This window comes from Burkholderia crassaminum, assembly GCF_964265005.1.
Classification (GTDB): Bacteria; Pseudomonadota; Gammaproteobacteria; order Burkholderiales; family Burkholderiaceae; genus Burkholderia.
Genome location: NZ_OZ183799.1, coordinates 2,458,315 through 2,470,332, shown reverse-complemented (window position 1 = coordinate 2,470,332; position 12,018 = coordinate 2,458,315). Strand labels below are relative to the sequence as shown.

General features: G+C 66.4%; 11 protein-coding genes. 7 read left to right on the top strand and 4 right to left on the bottom strand.

Annotated elements, in window-relative coordinates:
- Nucleotides 1-34 precede the first annotated feature (34 nt).
- The 6 genes from ACPTTF_RS11405 (at nucleotide 35) to ACPTTF_RS11380 (ending at nucleotide 5,511) form a co-directional block, all read left to right on the top strand.
- Nucleotides 35-697 (top strand): site-2 protease family protein, encoded by a 663-nt coding sequence (locus ACPTTF_RS11405; RefSeq protein ID WP_423371221.1) that lies wholly within the window; start codon nucleotides 35-37, stop codon nucleotides 695-697.
- Between the two features lie 8 nt (nucleotides 698-705).
- On the top strand, nucleotides 706-1,908 hold the full coding sequence (locus ACPTTF_RS11400) for a tryptophan--tRNA ligase (RefSeq protein WP_011352534.1): 1,203 nt from the start codon (nucleotides 706-708) through the stop codon (nucleotides 1,906-1,908).
- 8 nt (nucleotides 1,909-1,916) lie between these two features.
- Entirely contained in the window at nucleotides 1,917-2,519 is a 603-nt protein-coding gene (locus tag ACPTTF_RS11395) for a class I SAM-dependent methyltransferase (protein WP_423371220.1), read from the top strand.
- Nucleotides 2,520-2,567: 48 nt separating this feature from the next.
- The gene (gene dapA, locus ACPTTF_RS11390) at nucleotides 2,568-3,473 is read left to right on the top strand and encodes a 4-hydroxy-tetrahydrodipicolinate synthase (RefSeq protein ID WP_166960221.1); all 906 of its coding nucleotides are present in this window, start codon (nucleotides 2,568-2,570) and stop codon (nucleotides 3,471-3,473) included.
- A gap of 111 nt (nucleotides 3,474-3,584) precedes the next feature.
- Nucleotides 3,585-4,730, top strand: a complete 1,146-nt coding sequence (bamC, locus tag ACPTTF_RS11385; RefSeq protein WP_166960218.1) for an outer membrane protein assembly factor BamC — start codon at nucleotides 3,585-3,587, stop codon at nucleotides 4,728-4,730.
- Between the two features lie 4 nt (nucleotides 4,731-4,734).
- Entirely contained in the window at nucleotides 4,735-5,511 is a 777-nt protein-coding gene (locus ACPTTF_RS11380; protein ID WP_423371219.1) for an MBL fold metallo-hydrolase, read from the top strand.
- A 306-nt stretch (nucleotides 5,512-5,817) separates the two neighbouring features.
- Here the strand turns inward: ACPTTF_RS11380 and ACPTTF_RS11375 are convergent, their stop codons facing one another.
- The gene (locus tag ACPTTF_RS11375) at nucleotides 5,818-6,063 is read right to left on the bottom strand and encodes a hypothetical protein (protein WP_075122947.1); all 246 of its coding nucleotides are present in this window, start codon (nucleotides 6,061-6,063) and stop codon (nucleotides 5,818-5,820) included.
- Between the two features lie 56 nt (nucleotides 6,064-6,119).
- Entirely contained in the window at nucleotides 6,120-7,340 is a 1,221-nt protein-coding gene (locus ACPTTF_RS11370) for a JmjC domain-containing protein (RefSeq protein ID WP_423371218.1), read from the bottom strand.
- Between the two features lie 32 nt (nucleotides 7,341-7,372).
- Between ACPTTF_RS11370 and ACPTTF_RS11365 the strand changes: the two genes are divergently transcribed.
- Nucleotides 7,373-7,915 carry an FKBP-type peptidyl-prolyl cis-trans isomerase gene (locus ACPTTF_RS11365; RefSeq protein ID WP_166960209.1) on the top strand — a complete coding sequence of 181 codons (543 nt, stop codon included), beginning with the start codon at nucleotides 7,373-7,375 and terminating at the stop codon, nucleotides 7,913-7,915.
- Here the strand turns inward: ACPTTF_RS11365 and ACPTTF_RS11360 are convergent.
- Both ACPTTF_RS11360 and mutS read right to left on the bottom strand, forming a co-directional pair.
- On the bottom strand, nucleotides 7,895-9,166 hold the full coding sequence (locus tag ACPTTF_RS11360) for a hypothetical protein (protein ID WP_423371875.1): 1,272 nt from the start codon (nucleotides 9,164-9,166) through the stop codon (nucleotides 7,895-7,897). The two genes, ACPTTF_RS11365 and ACPTTF_RS11360, sit on opposite strands and share 21 nt — an antisense overlap.
- Nucleotides 9,147-11,804: a DNA mismatch repair protein MutS gene (gene mutS, locus ACPTTF_RS11355; protein WP_423371217.1), complete on the bottom strand. Its 2,658-nt coding sequence runs from the start codon at nucleotides 11,802-11,804 to the stop codon at nucleotides 9,147-9,149. Before mutS ends, ACPTTF_RS11360 begins: the two co-directional genes overlap by 20 nt.
- Between the last annotated feature and the right edge of the window lie 214 nt (nucleotides 11,805-12,018).

The following is a 12,018-nucleotide window of genomic DNA, read 5'->3' as shown; positions in this document are numbered from 1 at the left end:
TTTTGCGCGAGTGCGCTTGTTACAATAACGCGATATGGATGCTTCCCTGATACAGACCATCGCCGTCTACGCGCTGCCCGTGATCTTCGCGATCACGTTGCACGAGGCCGCGCACGGCTACGCCGCCCGCCTGCTCGGCGACAACACCGCCTACATGATGGGGCGCGTGTCGTTCAACCCGATGCGTCACATCGATCCGCTCGGCACGATCGCGATTCCGCTCGCGATGTATTTCCTGACGGGCGGCGCGTTCCTGTTCGGCTATGCGAAGCCGGTGCCGGTATCGTTCGGCAACCTGCGCAATCCGCGCTGGGGCAGCCTGTGGGTAGCGCTCGCGGGGCCGGCCTGCAACTTCGTGCAGGCGCTGATCTGGGGCGTGCTGACCCTCGTGCTGCCCGCTGTCGGCATCGACGAGCCGTTCTTCACGCGGATGGCGTTTGCCGGCGTCAGCGCGAACCTCGTGCTCGGCGTGCTGAACCTGTTTCCGCTGCCGCCGCTCGACGGCGGCCGCATCCTGGCGGCGCTGCTGCCGACGAAGCAATCGATCGCGCTGTCGCGCATCGAGCCGTACGGTTTCATCATCGTCCTCGTGCTGGTCTCGACGGGCGTGCTGACGAACTTCTGGCTGCGCCCGCTCGTCAACGTCGGCTACGCCGTCCTGAGCGCCATCCTGTCCCCATTCGCCTCGCTTTTCTAACGACAATCATGTTCCCTGAACGTATTTTCTCCGGCATGCGACCCACCGGGTCGCTGCACCTCGGTCATTACCACGGCGTGCTGAAAAACTGGGTGAAGCTGCAGTCCGAGTACCCGTGCTTCTTCTGCGTCGTCGACTGGCATGCGCTGACGACGCACTACGAGACTCCCGAGGTCATCGAGAAGAACGTGTGGGACGTGCTGATCGACTGGCTTGCGTCCGGCATCGATCCGGCGCAGGCGACGCTGTTCATCCAGAGCAAGGTGCCCGAGCATGCCGAACTCGCGCTGCTGCTCGGCATGAGCACGCCGCTCGGCTGGCTCGAACGCGTGCCGACCTACAAGGAGCAGATGGAGAAGCTGAAGGACAAGGATCTGTCGACCTACGGCTTCCTCGGTTACCCGGTGCTGATGGCGGCCGACATCCTGCTGTATCGCGGCTCGCTCGTGCCGGTCGGCGAAGACCAGGTGCCGCACGTCGAGATGACGCGCGAGATTGCGCGCCGCTTCAACTATCTGTATGGCCGCGAGCCGGGCTTCGAGGAGAAGGCGCTCGATGCCGCGAAGAAACTCGGCGGCAAGCGCGCGAAGCTCTATCACGAGCTGCGCAATGCATACCAGCAGGAGGGCGACGACGAGGCGCTCGAACAGGCGCGCGCGATGCTGCAGGAATCGCAGAGCCTGTCGATGAGCGACCGCGAGCGCCTGTTCGGCTATCTCGAAGGCGCGCGCAAGATCATCCTCGTCGAGCCGCAGGCGCTCCTCACCGAAGCATCGCGGATGCCGGGCCTCGACGGACAGAAGATGTCCAAGTCGTACGGCAACACGATCGGCCTGCGTGAAGACGCCGAGACGATCACGAAGAAGGTCCGCACGATGCCGACCGATCCCGCGCGCGTGCGCCGCACCGATCCGGGCGATCCGGACAAGTGCCCGGTGTGGCAGCTGCACCAGGTCTATACGGACGAAGCGACGCACGACTGGGTGCAGAAGGGCTGTCGTTCGGCGGGCATCGGCTGCCTCGATTGCAAGCAGCCGGTCGTCGAAGGCATCCTGCGCGAGCAGCAGCCGATGCTCGAGCGTGCGCAGAAGTACATGGACGATCCGTCGCTGCTGCGTGCGATCGTCGCGGACGGTTGCGACAAGGCGCGCAAGTACGCGACGGAAACGATGCGCGACGTGCGCGACGCGATGGGCCTGTCGTACAACTGATCGACCGCATGAGCACATCCGTCATCGCCGCCGCGGGCGGCCACGTCGCCCAGGCCGAGCCGTCGCGCTGGGTCGCGCAATGGTCGCGGCTCGTGCCGGCAGGCGGCGCGGTGCTGGATGTCGCCGCGGGCGGCGGCCGCCATGCGCGCTGGTTCGCGTCGCACGGGCATCCGGTCGTCGCACTCGACCGCGACCCGGTCGCGCTGGCCGCGTTGCGTGCGATTCCGGGCGTCGACGCCCGTGAGGCCGATCTCGAAGGTGCACCGTGGCCATTGCCGGCCGGCGAGCAGTTTTCGGCGGTGATCGTCACCCATTATCTGCATCGTCCGCTCTGGCCCCATCTGCTCGATGCGGTGGCGCCGGGCGGCGTGCTTATCTACGAAACCTTCGCGCAAGGAAACGAAACGGTCGGTAAACCGTCCAACCCCGCGTTCCTGCTCGCCCCGGGCGAGCTGCTGGACGCCGTACACGGCCGCCTGCGGGTGGTCGCATACGAGGACGGGTTCATCGCCGCGCCGCGCGAGGCATTCGTCCAGCGTCTCTGCGCAGTGCGCGAGGGCGCGACCCCGAAGGCGGGGGCGGGAATTCCACGTTACGAACTGCCCGGCTAATCCGCTACAATCTCAACGTTTACCGGTACATAATCTCAATCGCGTTTCATGGCTAACGGCACCCAAGACGGCATTCAAATCCGCGGCAGCATCCCCGCGATCGTCACCCCGATGCTCGAAGACGGCAGTCTCGACCTGCCGGCGTTTCGCAAACTGATCGACTGGCACATCGCGGAAGGCACCGATGCGCTCGTCGTGGTCGGTACGAGCGGCGAGTCGGCAACGCTCAACGTCGAAGAGCACATCCTGATGATCCGCACGGCGGTCGAGCATGCGGCGAAACGCATCCCGATCATCGCGGGCGCGGGCGGCAACTCGACCGCCGAGGCGATCGAGCTGACGAAACACGCGAAGGCTGTCGGTGCGGACGCGACGCTGCAGGTCGTGCCGTACTACAACAAGCCGACGCAGGAAGGCATGTACCGTCACTTCAAGACGATCGCCGAAGCGGTCGACCTGCCGGTGATCCTGTACAACGTGCCGGGCCGCACGGTCGCGGACATGGCGAACGAAACGACGCTGCGCCTCGCGGAAGTGCCGGGCATCATCGGCGTGAAGGAAGCGACCGGCAACATCGATCGCGCCGCGCACCTGATCAAGGCCGCACCGAAGCATTTCGCGATCTACAGCGGCGACGATCCGACCGCGATTGCGCTGATGCTGCTCGGCGGCCACGGCAACATCTCGGTGACGGCGAACGTCGCACCGCGCGCGATGAGCGAACTGTGCCGCGCGGCGCTGGCCGGCGACGTACAGACTGCTCGCGAGCTGCATATGAAGCTGCTGTCGCTGCACAAGAACCTGTTCATCGAGGCGAACCCGATTCCGGTGAAGTGGGCGCTGCAGGCGATGGGCAAGATGCAGGGCGGCATCCGGCTGCCGCTCACGGCGCTCGACGAGCGCTGCCACGATGCCGTGCGTTCGGCCCTCGTCGAGGCCGGCGTTCTCGCCTGATGCCGAGGCGGCCGCGTCCTGCGGCCGCCGGCTCGAACCCTGATCAACCCGCACCGGCCGGCTCCGTCCGGCGCCGCTCCTGACGAGCGTTCTAGCAAGACGAAGGATTTCATGAAACGTTTCGCCATTTCCTCTCGCGCCATCCAGCTGTCGGTGGTGGCGCTGGCGCTGGGCGCGCTCGCTGGCTGCGATACGCTGAACGACTACCTGGCCCCCGACCGGGTCAACTACAAGAACACCGGTTCGGCGCCGCCACTCGCGGTGCCGAGCGACCTGAAGCCCGTGCCGACGACGCAGCAGTTCGTCGCACCGCCGACCAACGCCGGGCTCGGCACGCTGCCGCCGCGGGTCACGACGCAGGCTGGCAACGCGACCGACGGCATCCCGAGCGCGCAGGATCCGCTCGGCATGCACATCGAGCGCGACGGCGATCGCCGCTGGCTCGTCGTCGATGGCCGGACGCCCGAGCAGCTGTGGCCGATCCTGAAGGAGTTCTGGCAGGAGAACGGTTTCTCGCTGAAGACCGATGCGCCGTCGACGGGCATCATGGCCACCGACTGGGCCGAAAACCGCGCGAACATTCCCGACGACTGGTTCCGCCGCACGATCGGCAAGGTCATCGATTTCGCGTACTCGTCCGGCACGCGCGATCGCTTCCGTACGCTCGTGAACCGCACGTCGGACGGCAACACCGACATCTCGATCACGCACAGCGCGATGGAAGAAATGATGGTCGGCCCGCAGGGCGGCACGTCGTCGCGCTGGGAGGAGCGTCCGCGCAACCCGGTGCTCGAAGCGGTATTCCTGTCGAAGCTGATGCAGAAGTTCGGCCTGACCGATGCGCAGGCGAAGCAACTGCTGACCGATGCGCACCCCGCGACGGCGCCGGCGCAGGTCAGCGACACGAGCAGCGGCGCGGCAACGCTGCAGCTGGCCGAGTCGTTCGACCGCGCGTGGCTGCGAGTGGGCCTGGCGCTCGACCGGACCAACTTCACGGTCGACAATCGCGACCGCGAGAAGGGCGTGTACACCGTGCGCTATGCGAATTCGATGGAAGAGCTGAAGCGTGACGGCCTGTTTGGCAAGCTGTTCTACGGCGGCCCGGTGGCCGCGAAGCCGGGCAGGGAATTCCTGGTCAACGTGCGCGCGCAAGGCAGCGGCGGCACGCAAGTCGCGGTAATCGGCGCAAACGGCCAGGTCGACAACTCGTCGGACGCGCAGCGGATCATTTCGCTGCTCCACGCGCAGCTGAACTGAGCGCGTGCGATTCGCCAGCCTCGGAAGCGGCAGCGAAGGCAACGCGCTGGTCGTCGAGGCCTCGAGCGGCACGACGACCACCCGCGTGCTGCTCGACTGCGGCTTTTCCGCCAAGGAGGTCGAGCGTCGGCTCGGCCGTCTGAATCTCTGCATCGGCGATCTCGATGCGATCCTCATTACCCACGAACACAGCGACCACGTCGGCAGTGCGCTGACGCTCGCCCGACGGGCATCGCTGCCGCTCTACATGAGCTGGGGCACCGCACGCGCGGTCGGCGCGGATGAGGCCGATGTCGATCTCCACGTGCTGTGGGGCGACGAGACGGCCGCGATACGCGATCTGGCCGTGATGCCCTATACGGTCCCTCACGACGCGCGCGAACCGCTCCAGTTCGTCTTTATGGACGGCTGTAGCCGGCTCGGCGTCCTGACGGACGTCGGAATGGCCACGCCGCACATCACGGACGTCCTGAGTGGTTGCGACGCGCTGGTGCTCGAATCCAACCATGACACCGCGATGCTGGCCGGAAGTCGCTATCCGCAGTCGCTGAAGGCGCGCATCGGCGGCAACCACGGCCACCTGAGCAACGACGCGGCGGCGGCCATCCTCGCGTCGCTTGAACGCAGCCGCCTCCAGCACCTGGTCGGGGCGCACCTGAGCCAGCAGAACAACCTGCCGGAACTGGTCCGCCAGGCGTTTGGCGGGGTACTGGGGACGAACGGGGAAGACGTGATCGTGGCCACGCAGGACGCGGGCTTCGACTGGCTGGCGCTCGGATGAGCGGGGCAAGGCCGCGGTGGCGGCCCGGTGCGACTGCCGGGCGACAGGCGCAGAAACGGCAGACGTAAAAAAACCGGCCCTCGGGCCGGTTTTTTTTCAGCTGACGCTGAGGCTTACTGGCTTGCGCCCGAAGCCGGAGCAGCCGTCGCTGCCGAAGCAGCCGACGCCACTGCAGCAGCAGCGTCGCTCGCAGCAGCCGTTGCCGACGAAGCAGCAGCCGAAGCGTCGCTCGCTGCACCAGCAACTGCCGAAGCAGCCGTCGAAGCAGCAGCAGCCGCGTCGCTTGCAGCCGACGAAGCAGCTTGATCAGCGCTCTTGTTGCAAGCAGCCAGTGCAACAGCAGCCAACAGGGAAGCTACGAGGAGGGATTTCTTCATGATCACGTCCTTTTATGGTTAAAGGTAAGCAACAGCGCGAAACAATACCGGTAATGTGCTCCAACACCGACCTGGGCCGCTGGTGGAGATGCACTTCTAGAGCGTGAATCTTCCCTACGGCTTGGGCGGAAATTATATGCACTTTCCTATCGACCGTCGACAAATGCGGGGTCAATACGTTGTCTTTCCCATACAGAATTTGATCCGTACGGGCATACGGGGCGACTCACACTAATTCCGGCCACCGACCCGTATCCAGCCCGCACGATACCACTCGTGCAATAAAGCTGTCATCGAGGGAGCCCGGGATAGTGTTACAAACCGTTTCGCCTCCATCAGGCGTTGATCGGCCAGTTCGGGCAGCCATTCGCTGGCCTGCTCGAGCGGTCCTTCCTCGCCATTAATGAAGTACGAGCGCGCGTTATACATCAATGCGGCCCTTCTGTCGAGACACACGCCACGACGTGACGCTTGCGTGACGAACGCGGACTCGGACAGCGGGCGCGCGGGCGGGTCGAAAACGACGTTCGGCTTGGGCTCGCTCAGGTAGCAGCCGAGGAACTCGGCGACGTCGCGCTTGCGCCAGCGAATCGCGTCGACGATCTCGGCAACGCGCTCGACCATCGCCGGAGGCAGTTGCGCGGGCGTATCGACGGCCGGCTGCTTCGGATCGCGGTAGAGGTCGTCGCCGCCCCCTTCACGCAGGCCGCCACGCTCCGCGAGATAGTACAGGAACTGTGCGCCCAGCTCGCCTGCGGACGGAGCCCGGAAACCGATCGAGCAGGTCATGCATTCGCCTTCGGCCACGCCGTCGTGCGCGATGTGCGGCGGCAGGTACAACATGTCGCCGGGTTCCAGCACCCATTCGTCGCTCGGCTCGAAGTTTTCGAGGATCTTCAGCGGCACGTCCGGCTGCAGCGACAGGTCCTTCTGCGCACCGACGCGCCAGCGGCGCCGGCCTTCGACCTGTAGCAGGAATACGTCATATGAGTCGAAGTGCGGGCCGACGCCGCCGCCGTCCGTCGCATACGAGATCATCAGGTCGTCCAGGCGCGCGTCGGGGATGAAGCGGAAGCGGTCGAGCAGCGCGCGTGCCGCATCGACATGCAGGTCGAGCCCCTGCACGAGCAGGGACCAGGCCTTGCGTGTGACGGCAGGCAGCGAGCCGGGCTCGAACGGGCCATGAGCCAGTTGCCACTTGTTACGAAAATGGGTGATCAACCGCGATTCCGCGTCATAGTCCGCGGCGAGCTCGAACAGCGCGTCGCGCGAGACCGGCGACGCGACGCCGGGGATCGCCTGTCGGATCAGGAGCGGCTTCTTCTGCCAGTAGCCGCGCATGAATTGCGCCGGCGTAAGACCGCCGAGCAGCTGTGTGGGAAGATCGGAAGGCGGCGCGCCGAGCGGGGCGGCAGCGGCATCCCGCGGTACGGCTTGAGACCGGTTGCGCATCGTATAATGAGACTTGTATTTGGGAGAATTGGATGAAAATCGCAAAAAACACCGTCGTGTCGGTCACTTACAAGCTGTCGGATGCACAGGGCAATCTGATCGAGGAAAGCGACGAGCCGATGGTCTATCTGCACGGCGGCTATGATGGCACGTTCCCCAAGATCGAGGAACAGCTCGACGGCCACGAGCCAGGCTACCAGGCGCAGGTTCAGCTCGAGCCGCAGGACGCGTTCGGCGACTACGATCCCGAACTCGTGAAGATCGAGCCGCGCGATCGCTTTCCCGAGCCGCTCGAAGTGGGCATGCAGTTCGAAGGCACGCCGGAAGACGGCGACGAGGAAGTCGATTCGCTGATCTACACGGTCACCGACGTCGCCGAAGACAAGGTCGTGCTCGACGGCAACCACCCGCTGGCAGGCATGGCGCTGCGTTTCGCGCTCACCGTGAAGGACGTTCGCGAAGCAACCGAAGACGAAATCGAGCATGAGCACGCGCATGGCGCGGAAGGGCTCGAGATCGTCGACGAGGACGAAGACGAAGACGGCGAAGCGCCGTCAGGGCGCACCTTGCACTGAGCTCGCAGGCAGGCCGGGTGCCGACCCCGATGCAGGGGCCGGCGCCGGCCACGACGCGCCGCCCGGTGCGGCGCCGTCGCCCTGCAGTGGCGGTGCGACCGACGACGAGTCGGGCAGCGCCGGCAATGCAGGGATTTCCGGCATCTGCGGCAACGGCACGTCGTCACGCGGCACGAGCGGCAGCGCGGGCGGCACGGGCAGGTTCTTCGGCACCTCCTGCAGGCTCACGTTGAAGATTGTCTGCCGTGACGGCGACACGCTCACCTTGACCCACTGATTCGCCGGATGGCGCGGTCCGATCGCGACGCGCGTCACGTTACCTACCAGTTCACCGTCGTCTGTACGCAGCGGGCGGTCGATCAGAAAGCCGTTCGCAAGCGGTTCGCCGCTCGCGTGCATCACGAGTATCGGGCCGCGGAACGTCGCCGCTGCCTTCACCAGCGTTCGTTTCAACTCACGGAAGCCGTCGCGCACGCGCGGCCGGTTGAAACGCAGCCACGCGAAGCGTTCCGCGCGTTCATAGCGTTCGAACTGCGGATCGCCTTCGAACATCACCACCATCGCGCGCGCCTCGCGCCGCTTAGCGTATTCGGCCGCGTGGTCGATCCAGAAACCGTTCGCGATGATGCGATCCTCGAATTCGCCGTTGCGCCCGCCGGCCGTCAGGTAGTGGTTGTTCGGCGCCGGCGCGTTGAGCGCGACGTAGACGATGTCGTCGCGCATCCAGCGTGCGTTCTCCCGATACGGCCGGAACCGTGCGACTTCGCTTTCCCGCGTGATTTGCAGCGCGCCGGGGTCGGGCAGTGCGGAATCGGCGAGCAGCGTCTGCCGCAGGAAGTCGAGCCGCTCGACCGGATCGTAGCCGCCGCCGGCCGCGGTGTTGCAGGTTGCCCAGTCGTCGTGACCGGGAATGAACACGAGCGGCACGCGTGCCGCATCCAGGATCGCGCCGCGCTGCGAATACAGTGCATCGCGGCACGCCTCCTTCGAACCCTTGAGATCGCCCGCATAGACGACGAACGCGAGATTGCGCTCGCGCGCGATTGCATCTAGCAGCCGCTGGGCGGCCGGCTCGTCCGCGGGGGCGTTGATCACGCCCGACACGACCGCGAACGAGTAGGGCGCGGTGCTGCGCTTCGGCGGTGCGGCCAGCGCGGCGGCCTGTGCGAGCGCGAGCACGGCCGCGACGAGCGTGGCGGCGGTGCGAGCCGGCAGGCCGCGCGGGATGCGCTTACGCGTGCCCGTCGGCATCGTGCGACCGGACCAGCGTGCGCAGTTCGTACAGCAGGTCGAGCGCTTCACGCGGCTTGAGATCGTCGGGATCGATGTCGCGCAGTTTTTCGAGCGCTGGGTGCGGCGTGTCGGGCAGCGCCGGCGCGTCCGCGCATTCGAGATCGTCGACGGCCACCGGCGGCGCGCTGAACAGGTCGAGTTGCGGGGTGTGCTGCGACGCCGACTGCTGTTCGAGATACGCGAGGTGCTTGCGCGCGGCGCGGATCACGGGCGCGGGAACACCTGCGAGTTGCGCGACCTGCAGGCCGTAGCTCTGGTTGGCCGGGCCTTCGTTGACCGCGTGCAGGAACACGATGCCGTGGCCGTGCTCGACGGCCGACAGATGGACGTTGGCCGCCTGCGGAAATTCGGCCGGCAGTTGCGTCAGCTCGAAGTAGTGCGTCGCGAACAGTGTGTAGCACGCGTTGTGCGCCAGCAGGTGGCGCGCGATGGCCCACGCGAGCGCGAGGCCGTCGAACGTCGACGTGCCGCGGCCGATCTCGTCCATCAGCACGAGGCTTTGCGGCGTCGCGTCGTTGAGGATCGCCGCGGCTTCGGTCATCTCGACCATGAAGGTCGAGCGGCCGCCCGCGAGATCGTCCGCCGCGCCGATGCGCGTGAAGATCCGGTCGATCGGGCCGAAGCAGGCCGACTTGGCCGGCACGTAGCTGCCGACATAAGCCATCAGCGCGATCAACGCAGTCTGCCGCATGAACGTCGATTTACCGCCCATGTTCGGGCCGGTGATCAGCAGCAGCTTGCGCTCGGTGCCGAAGCGGCAGTCGTTCGCGATGAACTGTTCGACCTGCGCTTCGACGACCGGGTGGCGGCCCTGCTCGATTTCGATGCCGATTTCGTCGGTGAAGGCCGGCGCGACCCAGTCGAGCGCGCGGGCGCGTTCGGCGAATGCGGCGAGCAGGTCGAGTTCGGCGAGTGCCGATGCGACACGCTGGCACTCGGGGATGAACGGCAGCAGTGCCTGCAGCACCGTGTCGTACAGCGCGCGTTCGCGCGCCAGTGCGCGTTCCTGTGCGGAAAGCGCCTTGTCCTCGAAAGTCTTCAGTTCGGGCGTGATGTAGCGCTCGGCGTTTTTCAACGTCTGGCGCCGGCGGTAGTCGTCGGGCACCTTGTCGGTCTGGCCGCGCGTGACCTCGATGTAGAAGCCGTGCACCTTGTTGTATTCGACGCGCAGGTTCGCGATGCCGGTGCGCGCGCGCTCGCGCGCCTCGAGATCGATCAGGAACTGCCCGCAGTTCTCCGAGATGTCGCGCAGCTCGTCGAGCTCGGCGTCGTAGCCGCGCGCGATCACGCCGCCGTCGCGGACCATCGCGGCCGGCTCGGGTGCAATCGCACTCGTCAGCAGGTCGAGGCATTCGGCGGGCGGCGCGAGTGCTGCGTCGACGCGGGTGAGTGCGTCCGCGTTCGCGACGATCGCGCTGATGCGATCACGCAGTGCCGGAAGGGCGGCGAACGTGTCGCGCAGGCTCGACAGGTCGCGCGGGCGCGCGGACAACAGTGCGAGGCGCCCGGTGATCCGTTCGACGTCGGCGATCTGGCGCAGCGCGCTGCGCAGCGCATCGAGGCTGGCGTCTGCCGGCGCATCGAGCAGCGCGCCGATCGCCTGCTGGCGCGACTGTGCGGCGACCGACGCGCGCGGCGGGTGATGCAGCCAGTGGCGCAGTAGGCGGCTGCCCATCGTCGTGCAGCAGGTGTCGAGCAGCGAATACAGGGTCGGCGACTCGGTGCCGCGCAATGTCTCGGTCAGTTCGAGGTTGCGGCGCGTGGCGGGATCGAGCCCGATGTACTCGGTTTCGTTTTCGACCTTCAGGCTGCGCACGTGCCGCAACTGCTGGCCCTGCGTGGCTGCTGCGTAGAGCAGCAGCGCGCCGGCCGCGCCGCACGCGCTCGTCAACGAATGCGCGCCGAACCCGTCGAGGCTCGCGACATCGAGCTGGTCGCACAGGCGCTGCGTGCCCGACGCGATGTCGAAGTGCCATGCCGGCACGCGTTTGCTTGCGCCCGCGCCTGCCGGCAGGGCATCGGTTGCGCCGTCCGGCGTCAGGATCTCGGCCGGCCGGATGCGCTCGAGCGCGGCAGCGAGCTGCTCGGGTTCGATTTCGGCGAGCCGCAGCGCGCCGCTTGCGAGGTTCAGCCACGCGAGGCCGATATTGACTGCGACGCCACGCTTGTTGTGGCCCGTGCACATCGCGAGCAGGTAAACGTCGTTCTTGTCGGACAGCAGCGCTGCATCGGTCAGCGTGCCGGGCGTGACGACGCGCACGACCTTGCGCTCGACGGGGCCCTTCGATGTAGCCGGATCGCCGATCTGCTCGCAGATCGCGACCGATTCGCCCATCTTCACGAGCTTGGCCAGATACTGCTCGACCGCGTGATGCGGTACGCCGGCCATCTTGATCGGCGTACCGGCCGATGCGCCGCGTTGCGTGAGGGTCAGGTCGAGCAGGCGTGCGGCCTTTTCTGCGTCTTCGAAGAACAGCTCGTAGAAGTCGCCCATCCGGTAGAAGACAAGCGTGTCGGGATGGTCGGCCTTGATGCGCAGGTACTGCTGCATCATCGGAGTGTGGCCGGCGAAGGCGTCGGGCGACAGCGTGGTCATAGGTCAGGCATGAAGTTGTTGCTTGGGTTGCCCGAGTTTACCAGTGGCCCGACCGGGACTGCTCGAAGTTCGCCATCCGGCCAGTTGTCGGCGATCGCGACCGACCGCTGGCGGCCTCGATTCGACACTTGACCTGGCTGCATGGATTGTCGGCAACCCGAAGCAGGGCGAGCGCGTGCTTGACGTTTATTGACGACGGCGATCGGCATGTTCA